This window comes from Streptomyces sp. NPDC025651, from assembly GCF_055558735.1.
Map to the genome: position 1 here is coordinate 51869 of NZ_JBVHLZ010000005.1, position 17687 is coordinate 69555.

A 17687-nucleotide genomic window follows, 5' to 3' on the forward strand; every position below is an offset into this window, starting at 1 on the left:
AGACTGGGGTGAGGCCGTGGCGTGTCCAGCCCGGCAGGGTTCGCGTACCTCAGATGTGCGCGCGACCGTCCACTCACTCCAGGAGTACGCCGCACTATGGCCACGCGCCACGACATCCGCAACGTCGCCATCGTCGCTCACGTCGACCATGGCAAGACGACCATCGTCGACGCCATGCTCAAGCAGGCCGGTTCCTTCGCCGCGCACGCCGCAGAGTCCCTCGACGACCGCATGATGGACTCGAACGACCTGGAGCGTGAGAAGGGCATCACGATCCTCGCCAAGAACACGGCGGTGAAGTATCACCCCAAGGACGGCGGGGACCCGATCACGATCAACATCATCGACACCCCCGGCCACGCCGACTTCGGTGGCGAGGTCGAGCGCGGCCTGTCGATGGTCGACGCGGTCGTGCTGCTCGTGGACGCCTCCGAGGGCCCGCTGCCGCAGACCCGCTTCGTGCTCCGCAAGGCCCTCCAGCAGCGCCTGCCCGTCATCCTGTGCATCAACAAGACGGACCGCCCGGACTCCCGCATCGACGAGGTCGTCAACGAGACGTACGACCTCTTCCTCGACCTGGACGCGGACGAGGACCAGATCGAGTTCCCGATCGTCTACGCCTGCGGCCGTGACGGCATCGCCTCGCTGACCAAGCCCGAGGACGGCACGGTCCCGGCGGACTCCACCAACCTGGAGCCGTTCTTCTCCACGATCCTGGAGCACGTCCCGGCCCCGACGTACGACGAGGCCGCGCCCCTCCAGGCCCACGTCACCAACCTCGACGCGGACAACTTCCTCGGCCGTATCGCGCTGCTCCGCGTCGAGCAGGGCGAGCTGGCCAAGGGCCAGACCGTCGCCTGGATCAAGCGTGACGGGACGATCCAGAACGTCCGCATCACCGAGCTGATGATGACCGAGGCGCTCACCCGCAAGCCCGCCGAGAAGGCGGGCCCGGGCGACATCTGCGCCGTGGCCGGTATCCCCGACATCATGATCGGCGAGACCCTCGCCGACCCGGAGAACCCGATCGCGCTGCCGCTGATCACGGTCGACGAGCCGGCCATCTCCATGACCATCGGTACGAACACCTCGCCGCTGGTCGGCCGCGGTGGCACCGGCAAGGGCGCGGACGCCAAGGCGGCCGTCAAGGACCGCAAGGTCACCGCCCGCCAGGTCAAGGACCGCCTGGACCGCGAGCTGATCGGTAACGTCTCGCTGCGCGTCCTGGACACCGAGCGCCCCGACGCCTGGGAGGTGCAGGGCCGCGGTGAGCTGGCGCTCGCCATCCTCGTCGAGCAGATGCGCCGCGAGGGCTTCGAGATGACGATCGGCAAGCCGCAGGTCGTCACCAAGGAGGTCGACGGCAAGACGCACGAGCCCGTCGAGCGCATGACCATCGACGTGCCCGAGGAGCACATGGGCGCCGTCACGCAGCTCATGGGCGTCCGCAAGGGCCGTATGGACAACATGTCCAACCACGGCTCGGGCTGGGTCCGCATGGAGTTCGTCGTGCCCTCCCGCGGCCTCATCGGCTTCCGTACGGAGTTCCTGACGAACACCCGCGGCACGGGCATCGCCCACTCCATCCACGAGGGCCACGAGCCGTGGTTCGGCACCCTGACGACCCGCAACAACGGTTCGCTGGTCGCCGACCGCTCGGGCGCCGTCACCGCCTTCGCGATGACGAACCTCCAGGAGCGCGGCGTGCTCTTCACGGAGCCCGGCACCGAGGTGTACGAGGGCATGATCGTCGGTGAGAACTCGCGCTCCGACGACATGGACGTGAACATCACCAAGGAGAAGAAGCTCACCAACATGCGCTCCTCCTCCGCCGACTCCTTCGAGGCGATCGTCCCGCCGCGCAAGCTGTCGCTGGAGCAGTCCCTGGAGTTCTGCCGCGACGACGAGTGCGTCGAGGTGACCCCGGAGGCCGTCCGCATCCGCAAGGTCGTCCTGGACCAGAAGGAGCGCGGCCGTTCCGCTTCGCGCGCCAAGCACAACTGACCCACTGATGTAGGCAGTTAGCGGCACTCCGCCGCTCACGAGGCCGATTTCCGCCGCTCCCGAGGGGGTTGCGCGGAAGTCGGCCTCTTGTGTTTCCCCTGGCGGGTACGGTGTCGCCACAGTCCTCCCAGGCGCTCCCGGCAACCGGTTTTCGAGCGCGGAGCGTCCGCTATGCGGACGTCACTGACCGTTAGATGGGTAACACGTCCGTTTCGCAACCATCTATCTCGGATCGGTTTGTCCGGATTTTGGAAGTTGTACGGGCCAGGTGTGATTGAACCGAGACCAAAAGGGTGTGGTCGACCGGTACCTCATGGCTAATAGTTGACCGCGTATAGCTCGGGTCAATGGGTCACGCGCTGTGGGGAGCGCCGACTCACGAGCACACTGGGGTACTCGATCTTCGCCGTCAGGGGTGTCGGCGCGGTTGCACGTACCCCCTCTTGTAGTGAACAAGTGGACTCATGAGGAGGAACCCCATGCGTGGTGCCAAGAGCGCCAAGTGGGTCGCGATAGCCGGTGTTGTGGCGCTGACTGCCACCGCTTGTGGCGGCAGCGACAAGGGCAGCAACGGCAGTGGCAAGGTCGACCCGAAGGGGATCGTCAGCTACGCCAACGGTGAGCCGCAGAACGCACTGCAGCCGGCCAACACCATGGAGGCGTACGGCAGCGTCGTCATCGACTCGCTCTTCACGGGCCTGGTCCACTACGACGAGCAGGGCGACATCACCTACGAGAACGCCGAGTCGGTCACTCCCGACAAGGCGAACAAGGTGTGGACGATCAAGCTGAAGGCGGGCTGGAAGTTCCACAACGGCGAGGCCGTCACCGCCAAGTCGTACGTCGACGCCTGGAACTGGGCCGCGAACCCCGCGAACGGCCAGCAGAACAGCGCCTGGTACCGCGACATCGTCGGCTACGACGACGTGCACCCGGAGAAGGGCAAGGCCAAGAAGGACACCATGTCCGGCCTGAAGGTCGTCGACGAGAACACCTTCACCATCACCCTGAAGTCCGGCATCCCGTACTACGCGTACAAGCTGGTGTACACGCCGTTCTACCCGATGCCCTCGGCCGCCCTGAAGGACCCGAAGAAGTACGGCGAGGCGCCGGTCGGCAACGGTCCCTACAAGTTCAAGAGCTGGGACCACAAGAAGTCGATCCAGGTCACCACCTGGCCCGGCTACAAGGGCGACAACAAGCCCAAGAACGGCGGCATCAACTTCAAGGCGTACACGACGCCCCAGGCCGCCTACAACGACCTGCGGTCGAACAACGTCGACACGATGCCGCAGATCCCCGACAGCGAACTCGCCAACTTCAAGCAGGACTTCGGCGACCGCGCCATCGAGTCGGACTACTCGGCGATCAACACGATCAACCCCGCCTTCTACAGCAAGACGTTCAAGGACATCGACGTCAAGGTCCTCCAGGGCCTGTCGATGGCGATCGACCGTGACACCATCGTCAAGACCACGTTCTCGGGCACCCGTGAGCCGGCCACCGGCTGGGTCGCCAAGGGCGTGAAGGGCTACCAGAAGGACGCCTGCGGCGAGTACTGCAAGTTCAACCCGAAGAAGGCCAGGCAGTTCGTCAAGGACGGCGGCGGCGTTCCGGGCAACAAGATCTCCATCCAGTACAACGCCGACCAGCCGCACAAGGGCTGGGTCACGGCCGTCTGCAACGACATCCAGAAGAACACCGGCGTGAAGTGCGTCGGCGACCCGAAGACCGACTTCCAGGCCGACACCGAGGTGCGTGACAAGCACCAGGTCAAGGCGATGTACCGGTCCGGCTGGGTGCTCGACTACCCGTTCAACGGCAACTTCCTCTCCGACCTCTACGGCACCGGCGTCGACGGCAACAAGGGCGTGTTCTCGGACAAGAAGTTCGACGAACTGACCAAGCAGGCCGACGCGGCCAAGACGATCGACGAGTCCGCCGAGCTGTACCAGAAGGCCGAGAAGGAGCTGGTCAACGGCTTCCCGGGCATCCCGCTCTGGTACAACAAGATCACCTCCGGCTACTCGACGAACGTGAAGAACATGAAGTTCGATCAGGCCGGTGACCCGGTCCTGACGGACGTCCAGGTCTTCGAGAAGTAGTCGACGGAAGTCCGCTCCCGAAGCGACGCCCGGTGATCCCGGGCGTCGCTTCGGGCGGCTCCGGATTGGACGGAGGCACCAATGGGGCGCTACGTCGCACGGCGACTGCTCCAGATGATCCCGGTCTTCATCGGGACGACACTACTGATCTTCATCATGGTCAACGTCCTCCCCGGCGACCCCGTGCGGGCGCTGTGGGGCGACAAGCCGCCGGACCCCGCGCAGGTCGCGCAGATCCGGCACGACCGTGGTCTGGATCTGCCGCTCTGGCAGCAGTACCTGCATTACATGGGTGGCCTGCTGCAGGGGGACTTCGGCAACACCATCGCCGGCAACCGGCCGGTCCTCGACGAGATCACCCAGGCGTTCCCGGTCTCGATCCGACTGGCCTCCATGGCCTGGACGTTCGAGCTCATCGTCGGCATCACCCTCGGTGTCCTCGCGGGCATCCGGCGCGGCCGGTTCGTCGACAACACGGTCACGCTCTTCACGCTTCTGGTGATCTCGGTACCGATCTTCGTGGTCGGCCTGCTCTTCCAGCTGTTCTTCGGCAACGAGCTGGGCTGGATCACACCCACGGTGCAGGACTCCGAGGACATGAGCCAGCTGGTCGTGCCCGCCCTGGTGCTCGGCATGGTCGGCCTCGCCTACGTGGCGCGCCTGACGAGAACCTCGATCGCGGAGAACCGCCAGGCCGACTACATGCGCACCGCGGTCGCCAAGGGCCTGCCGCGCCAGCGCATCGTCACCCGGCACCTGCTGCGCAACTCGCTGATCCCGGTGGTCACTTACCTGGGCACGGACATCGGCGCCCTGATGGGTGGCGCGGTCATCACCGAGGGCATCTTCAACGTGACGGGCGTCGGCAACCTGCTCTTCCAGGCGCTGGCCCGCCGTGAGGGCGCGGTCATCGTCGGTGTCGTCACCGTCCTGGTGCTCGTGTACCTCCTCGCCAGCCTGCTCGTCGACCTGCTTTACGCGGTCCTGGACCCGAGGATCCGTTATGCCTGACCTGACCAAGACCTCGACCACGGACGAGACGGCGGCGGCACAGGACGAAGTCGTGGCGGGTTCCGCGGTCTCCGCCCAGGCCTCCACGGGCAAGCCGCGCAGCCTCTGGGGCGACGCCTGGCGCGAACTGCGGCGCAATCCGCTCTTCGTGATCTCCGCGGTGCTGATCCTGGTCCTGCTTCTGGTGGCGGCCTTCCCCGGCCTGTTCACCGACGTGGACCCGGACACCGGAGACCAGGCCAACCACTTCCTGGGCAAGCCCGAGCTGAGCCACTTCTTCCAGGCCGACTGGTTCGGGTACGACAGGACGGGCCGCAGCATCTACGCGCGTGTCGTCCACGGCGCCCGCAACTCCATCATCGTCGGCGTCGGCGTGACCCTCCTGGTCACCCTCTTCGGCGGCCTGTGCGGCATGCTCGCCGGCTACTTCGGCGGCTTCTGGGACAGCCTGATCTCGCGTCTCATCGACGTGTTCTTCGGCATCCCGTTCCTGCTCGGCGCGATGGTCGTCCTGAACGCCTTCACCGACCGCAGCGTGTGGGTCGTGATGGGCGCCCTGGCCTTCCTGGGCTGGACGCAGATCGCCCGAGTGATGCGTGGCGCGGTCATCACGACCAAGCACGCCGACTACGTGGTGGCGGCGCGCGCGCTCGGCGCGGGCACCAAGCGGATCCTGTTCCGGCACGTGCTGCCGAACGCCATCGCCCCGGTGATCGTCGTGGCGACCATCTCGCTCGGCACGTACATCGTGGCGGAGTCCACGCTGTCCTACCTGGGCCTCGGCCTCGCCGACGACGCCATCTCGTGGGGCGGCGACATCTCCACGGCGACGCAGGACATCCGGAACAACCCGCACACGCTGTTCTTCCCGGCAGGAATGCTGAGCATCACGGTGTTGGCGTTCATCATGATGGGTGACGCCGTACGCGAAGCCCTCGACCCGAAGCTGCGCTGAGGGAGGCGTACGTGACCAGCATCGATCTCAAGACCGACTCGATCCCCGCCCCCCGCTCGGGTGAGGAGAAGAGCGGCCGGCTCCTGGACGTCAAGGACCTCCACGTCGAGTTCCACACCCGCGAGGGCGTGGTCAAGGCCGTCAACGGCGTCAACTACAGCGTGGACGCGGGAGAAACCCTCGCCGTCCTCGGTGAGTCGGGTTCCGGCAAGTCCGTGACCGCCCAGGCGATCATGGGCATCCTCGACATGCCGCCCGGGAAGATCCCGCAGGGCGAGATCCTCTTCCGCGGCCAGGACATGCTGACGATGTCCAACGAGGAGCGCAGGAAGATCCGCGGCCGCAAGATCGCGATGATCTTCCAGGACGCGCTGTCCTCGCTCAACCCGGTGCTCTCGGTGGGCTACCAGCTCGGCGAGATGTTCCGGGTGCACGAGGGGCTCAGCCGCAAGGAGGCCAAGGTCAAGTCCATCGAGCTGATGGACAAGGTCAAGATCCCGGCCGCCAAGGAGCGGGTGAACGACTACCCGCACCAGTTCTCCGGCGGCATGCGCCAGCGCATCATGATCGCGATGGCGCTCGCCCTGGAGCCCGACCTGATCATCGCGGACGAGCCCACCACGGCGCTCGACGTGACGGTCCAGGCCCAGGTCATGGACCTGCTCGCGGAGCTCCAGCGCGAGTACAACATGGGCCTGATCCTGATCACCCACGACCTCGGCGTCGTCGCCGACGTCGCGGACAAGATCGCGGTCATGTACGCGGGCCGGATCGTCGAGACCGCTCCGGTGCACGAGCTGTACAAGCGCCCCGCGCACCCGTACACCCGTGGCCTCCTCGACTCGATCCCGCGCCTGGACCAGAAGGGCCAGGAGCTCTACGCGATCAAGGGTCTGCCGCCCAACCTGCTCAAGATCCCCGGCGGTTGCGCGTTCAACCCGCGCTGCCCCAAGGCGCAGGACATCTGCCGCACGGAGATCCCGGCGCTGGTGCCGGTCACCGAGCAGGACGGTGCGGAGCTGCCGGGCCGCGGCAGCGCGTGCCACTTCTGGAAGGAGACGATCCATGGCTGAGCCGACGAAGGCTTCGAAGCTCTCGAAGTCCGACGAGCCCGCCGACGCGACGCCGAACGTCTCCGAGGTGGAGACGGTGGACGCCGCCACGGCCGACGAGGCCGTCGCGGCGATCGAGGCGCCGGTCGAGCGTGGCGAACCGATCCTCCAGGTCCGCAACCTGGTCAAGCACTTCCCTCTCACCCAGGGAATCCTGATCAAGAAGCAGATCGGCGCGGTCAAGGCGGTCGACGGGATCTCCTTCGACCTGTACCAGGGCGAGACGCTGGGCATCGTGGGGGAGTCCGGCTGCGGCAAGTCCACGGTCGCGAAGCTCCTCATGACGCTCGAACGCGCCACGGCGGGCGAGGTCTTCTACAAGGGCCAGGACATCACCAAGCTGTCCGGGCGGGCCCTGAAGGCGGTGCGCCGCAACATCCAGATGGTGTTCCAGGACCCGTACACGTCCCTGAACCCGCGTATGACGGTGGGCGACATCATCGGAGAGCCCTTCGAGATCCACCCCGAGGTGGCCCCGAAGGGCTCGCGGCGCCAGAAGGTGCAGGAGCTCCTGGACGTGGTCGGGCTCAACCCCGAGTACATCAACCGCTACCCGCACCAGTTCTCCGGCGGTCAGCGCCAGCGCATCGGCATCGCCCGCGGATTGGCCCTGAACCCCGAGATCATCATCTGCGACGAGCCGGTCTCGGCCCTGGACGTGTCCGTCCAGGCCCAGGTCATCAACCTGATGGAGAAGCTGCAGGACGAGTTCAACCTCTCGTACCTCTTCATCGCCCACGACCTGTCGATCGTCCGGCACATCTCGGACCGCGTGGGCGTGATGTACCTCGGCAAGATGGCGGAGATCGGCTCGGACGAGCAGATCTACGACCACCCGACGCACCCCTACACGCAGGCGCTGCTCTCCGCGGTGCCGGTCCCGGACCCGGAGGCCCGCGAGGGCCGCGAGCGGATCATCCTCGCGGGAGACGTGCCGTCGCCCGCGAACCCGCCCTCGGGCTGCCGCTTCCGCACCCGCTGCTGGAAGGCGCAGGACAAGTGCGCGACGGAGGTCCCGCTGCTCGCGATCCCGGAGCGGTTCGTGGGTCAGGACACCCCGGCCGCCCATGAGTCGGCGTGCCACTTCGCGGAGGAGAAGGCGGTGCTCGTCGGCTGACGGCGACGCGTGACGCGTGACTGAGGGGCGTCCGGGACTTCATGAGTCCCGGGCGCCCCTCAGTGTTCCGAGGTACCGGTCCCGGACGCGCGCCCCCATGGTGGAGCCATGAGAGGACGCACGGGGCGTCCTCGTCAGCACGGGGGAAGTGATCTCCATGTCCAAGGCATCCACACCCGGGAAGCGGCTCGCGAAGGCGGCGGGCGTACTGGCGGGCGTCGCGATGGTGGCGGTGCCACTGACGGCGACGACGGCATCGGCGGCGAACGCGTCGGAGACGATGGCGTCGAGCGAGTCGCCCGCGCCCCGGGTCCAGGGGATGAAGTTCTACGACGACTACTGGACCCTGAAGGAGTGCAAGACCGTCGGCAAGTGGGGCCTTGAGCGCGGCAAGTGGACGGTCTACGACTGCCAGGAGAGCCCCTGGGACTGGGACCTCTACGTCGACAAGTAAGCCGGTACGAGACAAGTAGGCCGGTACGAGCAAGCACGCCGGTACGAGCGAGCAGGAAAGGGCGGCGATGAGGGCGGACGGGCTCGACGCGGGGGACGGGCTCGTCCTCAGACCCTGGCGGCAGGGGGACGCGGCCGCCGTGCTCGCCGCCTTCTCGGCGCCGGAGATGACCCGGCAGGCCGACCTGCCGGTGGACTCCCTGGAGGCGGCGCACCGCTGGATCGAGCGGCGCGCCGTCGAGCGGGACGCGGGCACGGCGTACGCCTTCGCGGTGACGGACACCGAGGGCACGGCCCTGGGCAACGTGGCGGTGGGCGCGGTGGACCGCGTCCACGACACCGGCTGGGTGTCGTACTGGACGACCCCGCGAGCCAGGGGCAGGGGAGTGGCCGCACACGGCTGCCGGGCGCTGGCCCACTGGTCCTTCACGGAACTGGGTCTGTTCCGCCTGGAGTTGGGCCACCGCACGAACAACCCGGCCTCGTGCCGGGTGGCCCACGCGGCGGGCTTCGCGGTGGAGGGCCTGCAACGCCAGAAGCTGGCGTACGACGGCGTCCGCCACGACGTGGAGCTGCACGCGCGGCTCTCCTCCGACGGGCGCTGACGCCCCTCGGCGAGCCCTGGACGCCCGCACAGGGCGCCCCGGAGCCGGCCGGCGTCCCGCTCGGGTCAAAGGGGTGGGACGGGCCGGTTCCGGGGCGCGGGGCCGGCACGGAGGGGTGGCCGGCCCCGGCCTGGAGGTCAGGGCGTACGGAGACCGGTCAGAGGGACTTGCGGGCCGCGGGGACCGCCAACTGTGCGCTGTCCTCGGGGTGGTGGCAGGCCGTCAGGTGGCCCTCGCGGTTGCCGTCGATCTGGACCAGTGGCGGGGTGTCCGTCGCGCACTTGTCCGTGGCCTTCCAGCAGCGCGTGCGGAAGCGGCAGCCCGACGGGGGGTTCACCGGCGAGGGCACGTCTCCGGTCAGCAGGATGCGCTCGCGGCGCGGCACGTCGTCCGCCGTGGCCTCGGGGACCGCCGACAGGAGCGCCTTGGTGTAGGGGTGGCGCGGGTTGTCGTACAGGTCCTCGCGGTTCGCGATCTCCACGATGCGGCCCAGGTACATGACCGCCACGCGCTGCGAGAAGTGGCGTACCACCGCGAGGTCGTGGGCGATGAAGAGGAACGCGATCCCGAGGTCCTGCTGGAGCTTCTGGAGCAGGTTCACCACCTGCGCCTGGATCGAGACGTCCAGGGCCGACACCGGCTCGTCCGCCACGATCAGCTTGGGCTCAAGGGCCAACGCCCGTGCCACGCCGATGCGTTGGCGCTGGCCGCCCGAGAACTCGTGCGGGAAGCGGTTGAAGTGCTCGGGGTTGAGGCCGACCGTCTCCAGGAGCTCGCGCACGCGTGCCTCGCGCCCGCCGGCCGGGTTGATGCCGTTGACCTCCATCGGGCCGGAGATGATCTTTCCGACCGTCTGGCGCGGGTTCAGCGACGCGTACGGGTCCTGGAAGATCATCTGGATCTCCGAGCGGACCGGCGCCAGCTGCTTGCGCGAGGCGTGCGTGATGTCCTGACCGCGGTAGGAGATCTTGCCGCCGGTCGGCTCAAGGAGGCGCGTGATCAGGCGGCCCGTCGTCGACTTGCCGCAGCCGGACTCGCCGACCAGGCCGAGGCTCTCGCCCTCGGCCACGGTGAAGTCGAGCCCGTCCACCGCCTGCACGGCGCCGATCTTCCGCTTGAACGGGAACCCGCCCATGATCGGAAAGTGCTTGGTCAGCCCGCTGACATCCAGGAGAGGAGTGGGAGTGGTGCTGCTCATCGTCGTGAAATCCCGTCTCTTGTACGTCAGTCGGTGCGCGAGCCCGCGAAGTCCGCGAAGAACTCCGCCTTCTGCTCGGCCGTGAGGTGGCAGGCGGCGCCCCGGCCCTCGGACAGCTCGAGAAGCGGCTGCTCGCCCGAGCAGCGCCCGTCCCCCACCTGCTCGGTGAACGCGCACCGAGGGTGGAAGCGGCACCCGGAGGGCGGGTTGAGGAGGCTCGGCGGCGACCCCGGGATCGGCGAGAGCGGCACGTCCACCGGTCCGTCGAGGGACGGCATCGAGCCCAGCAGGCCCCAGGTGTAGGGGTGTTGCGGCGAGCGCAGCACCTCCTTCTTCGTGCCCCGCTCCACGCACCGACCGCCGTACATCACCAGGACGTCGTCCGCGATGTCGGCGATCACCCCGAGGTCGTGGGTGATGAAGATGATCGACGTGCCGAACTCCTGCTGGAGGTCCTTCAGGAGGTCCATGATCTGCGCCTGGACCGTCACGTCGAGCGCCGTCGTCGGCTCGTCCGCGATCAGCAGCGAGGGGTTGCAGACCAGCGACATCGCGATCATCGCGCGCTGGCGCATACCGCCGGAGAACTGGTGCGGATAGTCGTCCACGCGCAGGTCCGGCTGCGGGATGCCGACCTTCGTCAGCATCTCGATCGACCGGTCCCGCGCCTCCTTCTTGGAGGCGCCGGTGTGCTTGCGGAACGTCTCGCCGATCTGCCGGCCGATGGTGTGGTACGGCGAGAGCGAGGCGAGCGCGTCCTGGAAGATCATCGCCATCTTGTTGCCGCGCAGCCGCTCCAACTCCCGCTCGGTGGCGGTGAGGAGCTCCTGCCCGTCGAGGACGATCTCGCCGTCGATGGCGGTGCTGTCCTTGTGGTGCAGGCCGAGGATGGCGAGGTTCGTGACCGACTTGCCGGACCCGGACTCGCCCACGATGCCGAGGGTCTTGCCCTTGTCCAGGTCGAAGTCGAGCCCGTCGACGGCCTTGACGATGCCGTCCTCGGTGGAGAAGTGGACGCGCAGGTCGCGTACGGAGAGGAAGGGGGTGCTCATGGGTTCCGGCTCCCTAGGCGAGGCGCACGCGCGGGTCGATGAGGGCGTACACCGCGTCGACGATGATGTTGAAGACGACGATCGCCGTGGCGGCGACCAGGACGACGCCGAGCAGCATCGGCAGGTCGCTCGTGTTGACCGCACGGACCGAGAGGTCGCCGATGCCGTGCAGGGCGAAGGTCTTCTCGGTGATGATCGCGCCGCCGAGGAGCACACCCAGGTCGAGACCGAAGATGGTGATGATCGGCCCCATCGCTCCCCGCCAGGCGAAGCGGAAGAAGACCGAGCGGCTGGAGAGGCCCTTGGCGCGTGCCGTGCGGACGTAGTCCTCGCTGAGCGTCTCGACCATCTGGGAGCGCGTCATACGGGTGTAGTTCGCCGTGAAGATCAGGGAGAGCACGAGCCACGGGATCAGCAGTCCGGAGAACCACTCGCCGGGGTTCTCGGTGATCGGCGTGTACTGCGGCCGGTCCATCCACTGCAGCTGGTTCACGAAGAGGTAGACGGCGAAGACACCGACGACGTAGATCTGCAGCGAGGACGCGATGAGCGAGGCGGACGAGGCGATCTTGTCGACGGCCTTGCCCTGCTTGACGGCGGCCAGCATGCCGGCGCCCACACCGAAGACGACGAAGACGGCCGCGGCACCCAGCGACAGCGAGACGGTGGTCGGGAAGCGGTCCAGGATCGTGCCGAGGACCGGCTCGCGGTTGCGGAAGGAGTAACCCAGGCAGGGCGCGGGACAGTTGCCGTAACTGGCGTAGTCACGGCCCACGAACAGGCCCTCGAACCAGTGCCAGTACTGCACGGGCAGCGGATCGGCGATCCCCAAGTTGTGCCGCACCAGGTCCAGGGTCTCCGGGGAGCAGACCTTGCCGCAGGCCAGCCGTGCGGGGTCGCGCGGGGCGGCGTAGAAGAGGAGGAAGACGAGAACGCTGATGATCAGCAGGATCACCGCGCCACCGAGGACGCGGCGAATGAGGAAGCGGAGCATGGCAGTTGGGTTTCCTGACGGATGCCGTGGGTGAGGAGGGGGCGGGACGGTCCTGGTCGAGGGCCGCCCCGCCACTGGGGCCGGTCGTCAGGCCTTGACGTAGGTCTTGTAGATCAGCGTCGCCGCGAACTGCGGGTCGTACTGGGTGCCACCGACCTTGGAGCCGTGCAGGTAGAAGCGGCGCTGGTAGGTCTCCGGGATGATCGGCACGACCTCTTCCATGATCCGCTTGTCGAGCTCGGCCCAGGCCTTGCCCGCTTCCTCGACGTCCGGGATGACCGCGTTCTTCTTGATCGCCTCGTTGATCCAAGGGACGTCGGTCTGGGAGATGTTGTTCTGGCCGTCACCGATCGCCTCGCCGTCGAAGAGCGGCTGGATCAGGGTGTAGGCGGTCGGCCAGTCCGGGGACCAGCCGAACCACATGACGTCGAACTTGTTGTCGATGCGCTGCGCCTGGTCGTAGTAGTCCGTCGAGTTGAGCGGCTTGATGACCGGGTCGAAGCCCGCGGCCTTCAGCGCGTTCTCGATGACGACCTTGGTCTTGTCGTACGTGGGACGCTGCGGGAAGGCGTAGACGATCTTCTGTCCGAGCTTGCCGGCCTTCTTCAGGATGGCCTTGGCGGCCGCCGGGTCGCCCTGCGGCTTCTTCAGCTTGCCGAAGACGTCGAACTTCTCGCGGCCGATGATGTCGGGGCTGAGGATCGTCGTCGCGAGGTCACCCGCGGACTCACCGCCGTAGATCCGGCGGATCTGCTCCAGCGGCCAGGCGATGTTGAGGGCCTTGCGCACCTCGACGTCGGTGATGCGCTTGGTGTTGATGGCGTAGTAGTACGTGCCCGAGGACAGGCCGTTGAAGGTGCGCTCCTTGAGCTTCGGGTCGCTGAGGACCTTCTGCATGCGCTCGGCCGGGATGTTCTCGTAGATGGCGATCATCTGCTGGTCCTTGCCCTGGTCCGAGATGAATCGGTCGCAGGAGTCAAGGCCCGTGGGGCCGAACTCGAACTCGAAGCTGTCCGGGTAGGCGGTGCGGATCGGGTCGGTCTTCGGGTCCCAGTGCTTGTTGCGCGTCAGCGTCATCGACTTGTCGATGGAGCGGTTCTTGACGATGTACGGGCCGCAGGAGAAGGGCGCCTTGTCGTACTTCTCCTTGGTGTCGTGCTTCACCGGAGTGGCGGCGTACGAGTGCATCGCCAGCGTGAAGTTGAAGTCCGGGCGGGCTTCCTTCAGCTTGAAGGTGATCGTCTTCTTCGCCTTGTCGATGACGATCGAGTCCAGGTGGTCGCCGTCGTACGGGCCCTTGTAGCCCTCACGCCACTTGGACCCCTTGCCCGTCAGGGCCATCTGGACGTACGCGGCGCCCTCGGTGATGAACGAGGCCCAGGAGCGCTCGAAGCCGTGCCGGACGTCCTCGACCGTGAGCTCGCTGCCGTCCTGCCACTTCAGACCGTCCTTCAGCGTGAAGGTCCAGGTCTTGTTGTCCTTGGACGCCTTGCCGACGTCGGTGGCGAGGTCGCCGACCAGGGTCATCTTGCCCTTGTCGTCGATGTAGTAGCCGGTGAGGGTGCGCGCGTAGAGGTTGGCGACCGAGGAGTTGTACGCGAAGTAGATGCGCTGCGGGTCCATGTGCGACACGTCGTCCTCGGCGACGCCGTAGATCGTGCCGCCCTTCTTCGCGCCCGCGACCTCGGGGGCCGGGCCCTTCGAGTCCTCCGCGGTGCCGACCTTGACGTGGGCGCCCGTGTACTCGGTGGCGCCACCGTGGTTTCCGCCCTTGCCGCCGTTGCCGGAACCGCCGCTGCTGCACGCGGAAAGGACCATCGTGCTGCCCGCCGCGACCGATGTGGCGATGACGAAGTTTCTGCGGGAGAGAGACATGTGGCTACCAACCCTGATTGTCGAAGAAGAGGAGCGGAGAACGGCCCGGCACTGCCCCGTCGCGTGTGCCCGGCTCGGGGAGTGTCAGCGTTTGGTCTTCGGGTCCAGCGCGTCGCGTACCGAGTCGCCGAGGAGGTTGAAGGCGACGACGAAGATAACCATCGCGATGCCGGGGAAGGCCATGTACGTGATGTCCTGCTCGTACACCTCGGAGGCGCGCTGGATCATCACGCCCCAGTCGGGGGTGGGCTCCTGAAGGCCCACGCCCAGGAAGGCGAGTCCGGCCTCGGCGGTGACGAACATCGGGAGCGCGAGGGTGGCCTGGATGAGGATCGGCGTCCACAGGTTGGGGAGCAGTTCCTTGAAGATGATCCGGGCCGGCGAGGCGCCGGTCACCTTCGCCGCCTCCACGAACTCCCGTTCGCGCAGGGCCAGTACCTCACCGCGCAGCAGACGCGCGATGGAGGCCCAGCCGAAGGCTGTCATCACCGCGATGAGACTGGTGACCGTCAGCCAGGTCGGCGTCTTGTCCTCCGGGGAGACGACCACCGAGATCATCACGGGCCAGAAGGCGATGAAGAAGAGTGTCGAGGGGAAGGCCAGCAGGATGTCGATGACCCGGCCGATGAAGTAGTCGGTCTTGCCGCCGAGGTAGCCGGCCGTGACGCCGACGACGATGCCGATGAGCGTCACGAGGATCGTCGTCGCGGCCGCGATCAGCAGCGAGTTGCGCATGCCGTACAGCAGGAAGGTCAGGACGTCCCGGCCCAGTTGGGGCTCGATGCCGAACCAGAACTCGCTGTCGATGCCGCCGTTCGGTTTGATCGGATAGCTGAACTCGTTGAACAGGCTCGGGTCGTTCACGCCGTACGTCGTGTACGGATCCTTCCCGTACACCTTCGAAATCAGCGGCGCGCAGATGGCGATGACGAAGAAGAAGAGCACGACGCACGCGGCGATGACGCCGGACTTGTCCCGCTTGAAGCGGTTCCAGGCAAGCCGCCCCGGCGAACGCCCCTCACTGCCCTGCTTCTTGGGCGGCGAAGGCGTGCCATCGGTCTTGTCCGTCACTTCAAGCGTGGCGGCAGCGGCGGGAGTTGGCGAGGTCATGGCGCTCCAGGCCCGGAGGGGTCATCAGGAATCCGCAGGACAACCAGCACCTACGGGCTAGGCGCGACTTTCGCAAGGTGATTCCCACGCGGTCAATGAATCGTGGGGCGCTTTGGGCCGCTCTTGAGATCGTTGACCAGACCTTTACTCAATGATGACGTTGGCATTGCCTTGGCGTAATCAAGCGTGATGGACAACCCGGCGCCTATCAGGACGACCCCGGCATTGAGTCCGATATGCGGGCGCCGGCGTCTCGGAATGCGTACATCCGGATGGGCTCCTCCTCGTACGGGCGGGGTAAATGTGCGGTTCATACCTCCTGAGGCGATATTTGGCGGTAAGTGAGAAAGCTCACGTATCGCGGATGAGCGGGCCGGCCGGACGGCGGGACAGCTCCAGGACAGGAGGACTCCATGCGTGGAGCCACGCACGCCAGGTGGGCCGCAGGTGCGGTGGCCGTCGCCCTCGCGGCGACGGCCTGTGGTGGCGGGGGAAGCGGCGGTGGTGGCGGCGACGGCTCCGGGATCGTCAGCTCGTCCTGGGGCGACCCGCAGAACCCGCTCGAGCCCGCCAACACCAACGAGGTCCAGGGCGGCAAGATCCTCGACATGATCTTCCGGGGTCTCAAGCGGTACGACCCGAAGACCGGCGAGGCCAAGGACATGCTCGCCGAGTCGATCGACACCGACGACGCGCAGAACTTCACGGTCAAGGTCAAGGACGGCTGGACCTTCAGCAACGGCGAGAAGATCACCGCCAAGAGCTTCGTCGACGCCTGGAACTACGGCGCGAACCTCAAGAACAACCAGAAGAACGCCTACTTCTTCGGGTACATCGAGGGGTACGACAAGGTCCACCCGGAGAAGGGCGACCCGACCGCCCAGACCCTCTCCGGGCTCAAGGTCGTCGACGACAAGACGTTCACCGTCAAGCTCACCCAGAAGTTCTCCACCTGGCCCGACACCCTCGGGTACCCGGCCTTCGCGCCGCTGCCCAAGGCGTTCTACGACGACCACGACGCGTGGCTCTCCAAGCCCGTCGGCAACGGTCCCTACACCGTGGACTCGTACACCAAGGGCTCGAAGATGTCCCTGCGCAAGTGGGACGCCTACCCCGGTGACGACAAGGCGCAGAACGGCGGTGTGGACATGAAGGTCTACACCGACAACAACACCGCCTACACCGACCTGATGGCGGGCAACCTCGACCTCGTCGACGACGTGCCCGCCTCGCAGCTCAAGAACGCCAAGGCCGACCTCGGCGACCGCTACATCAACACCCCCGCGGGCATCATCCAGACCCTCGCCTTCCCCTTCTACGACAGCAAATGGAACAAGCCGGGGACGGAGAAGGTCCGCCAGGGCCTGTCCATGGCGATCAACCGCGAGCAGATCACCGACACGATCTTCCAGAAGACGCGGACGCCCGCCACCGACTGGACGTCGCCGGTGCTCGGCGAGGACGGCGGCTACAAGTCGGGGCTGTGCGGCGACCCCTGCACGTACGACGCCGACCGGGCCAAGAAGCTGGTCGAGGAGGGCGGCGGCATCCCCGGCGGCCAGCTCAAGGTCACGTACAACGGCGACACCGGCTCGCACAAGGAGTGGGTCGACGCCGTCTGCAACTCCATCAACAAGGCGCTCGGCAACGACAAGGCCTGCGTCGGCAACCCCATCGGCACCTTCGCCGACTTCCGCAGCAAGGCCTCCAAGCAGGAGCTCGACGGCGCCTGGCGCGCGGGCTGGCAGATGGACTACCCGCTGATCCAGAACTTCCTGGAGCCGAACTACTACACGGACGCTTCGTCCAACGACGGCAAGTTCTCCGACAAGGAGTTCGACAAGCTCGTCAACGAGGCCAACGGAGAGACGGACATCGCCAAGGCCGTCGGCAAGTTCCAGGACGCCGAGAAGATCCTCGCCGAGAAGATGCCCGCCATCCCGCTCTGGTACCAGAACGGCAGCGCCGGCTACTCGGACAAGATCTCCGACGTCTCGCTGAACCAGTTCAGCGTGCCCGTGTACGACCAGATCAAGGTCAACTGAGACGCCGGGAACGGCCGCCCCGCGTCAGTTCGGGGCGGCCGTTCCCCCTAA

14 protein-coding genes are annotated in these 17687 nt (G+C 66.8%); 9 read left to right on the plus strand and 5 right to left on the minus strand.

The genetic code is table 11. The annotated features are described in order from the left end of the window. The first annotated feature begins 96 nt into the window (after window positions 1–96). The 8 genes from typA to ACZ4D5_RS19650 all read left to right on the plus strand — a co-directional run bounded on the left by typA (window position 97) and on the right by ACZ4D5_RS19650 (window position 9362). The gene (gene typA, locus ACZ4D5_RS19615; protein WP_467773639.1) at window positions 97–2004 is read left to right on the plus strand and encodes a translational GTPase TypA; all 1908 of its coding nucleotides are present in this window, start codon (window positions 97–99) and stop codon (window positions 2002–2004) included. 479 nt (window positions 2005–2483) lie between these two features. Next, window positions 2484–4109: a peptide ABC transporter substrate-binding protein gene (locus ACZ4D5_RS19620; protein ID WP_467773640.1), complete on the plus strand. Its 1626-nt coding sequence runs from the start codon at window positions 2484–2486 to the stop codon at window positions 4107–4109. Window positions 4110–4190: 81 nt separating this feature from the next. Then, a complete protein-coding gene (locus tag ACZ4D5_RS19625; RefSeq protein WP_467773641.1) occupies window positions 4191–5120 on the plus strand; it encodes an ABC transporter permease in 930 nt (309 codons plus the stop codon). Further along, window positions 5113–6075, plus strand: a complete 963-nt coding sequence (locus ACZ4D5_RS19630) for an ABC transporter permease (RefSeq protein ID WP_467773642.1) — start codon at window positions 5113–5115, stop codon at window positions 6073–6075. The genes ACZ4D5_RS19625 and ACZ4D5_RS19630 overlap by 8 nt, the downstream gene beginning before the upstream one ends. An 11-nt stretch (window positions 6076–6086) precedes the next feature. Next, window positions 6087–7148, plus strand: coding sequence for an ABC transporter ATP-binding protein (locus ACZ4D5_RS19635; protein WP_467773643.1), 1062 nt, complete (start codon window positions 6087–6089; stop codon window positions 7146–7148). Continuing rightward, window positions 7141–8304, plus strand: coding sequence for an ABC transporter ATP-binding protein (locus ACZ4D5_RS19640; RefSeq protein WP_467773644.1), 1164 nt, complete (start codon window positions 7141–7143; stop codon window positions 8302–8304). The genes ACZ4D5_RS19635 and ACZ4D5_RS19640 overlap by 8 nt, the downstream gene beginning before the upstream one ends. Window positions 8305–8461: 157 nt before the next feature. Next, window positions 8462–8758: a hypothetical protein gene (locus tag ACZ4D5_RS19645; RefSeq protein ID WP_467773645.1), complete on the plus strand. Its 297-nt coding sequence runs from the start codon at window positions 8462–8464 to the stop codon at window positions 8756–8758. A 67-nt stretch (window positions 8759–8825) separates the two neighbouring features. Next, complete coding sequence (locus ACZ4D5_RS19650; protein WP_467773646.1) at window positions 8826–9362, plus strand: GNAT family N-acetyltransferase; 537 nt, start codon at window positions 8826–8828, stop codon at window positions 9360–9362. 157 nt (window positions 9363–9519) lie between these two features. On the opposite strand, the gene ACZ4D5_RS19655 is transcribed toward ACZ4D5_RS19650, so the two are convergent. The 5 genes from ACZ4D5_RS19655 to ACZ4D5_RS19675 form a co-directional block, all read right to left on the minus strand. Then, window positions 9520–10560: an ABC transporter ATP-binding protein gene (locus tag ACZ4D5_RS19655; protein WP_467773647.1), complete on the minus strand. Its 1041-nt coding sequence runs from the start codon at window positions 10558–10560 to the stop codon at window positions 9520–9522. Between the two features lie 26 nt (window positions 10561–10586). Then, window positions 10587–11612, minus strand: a complete 1026-nt coding sequence (locus ACZ4D5_RS19660; RefSeq protein ID WP_467773648.1) for an ABC transporter ATP-binding protein — start codon at window positions 11610–11612, stop codon at window positions 10587–10589. 13 nt (window positions 11613–11625) lie between these two features. Further along, complete coding sequence (locus ACZ4D5_RS19665) at window positions 11626–12606, minus strand: ABC transporter permease (protein WP_467773649.1); 981 nt, start codon at window positions 12604–12606, stop codon at window positions 11626–11628. A gap of 87 nt (window positions 12607–12693) precedes the next feature. Beyond that, on the minus strand, window positions 12694–14481 hold the full coding sequence (locus ACZ4D5_RS19670; RefSeq protein ID WP_467773650.1) for an ABC transporter substrate-binding protein: 1788 nt from the start codon (window positions 14479–14481) through the stop codon (window positions 12694–12696). A gap of 84 nt (window positions 14482–14565) precedes the next feature. Continuing rightward, the gene (locus tag ACZ4D5_RS19675) at window positions 14566–15591 is read right to left on the minus strand and encodes an ABC transporter permease (RefSeq protein ID WP_467773651.1); all 1026 of its coding nucleotides are present in this window, start codon (window positions 15589–15591) and stop codon (window positions 14566–14568) included. Window positions 15592–16004: 413 nt separating this feature from the next. Here ACZ4D5_RS19675 and ACZ4D5_RS19680 point away from each other — a divergent pair, with 413 nt between their 5' ends. Further along, window positions 16005–17636: a peptide ABC transporter substrate-binding protein gene (locus tag ACZ4D5_RS19680; protein WP_467773652.1), complete on the plus strand. Its 1632-nt coding sequence runs from the start codon at window positions 16005–16007 to the stop codon at window positions 17634–17636. Window positions 17637–17687: the final 51 nt, after the last annotated feature.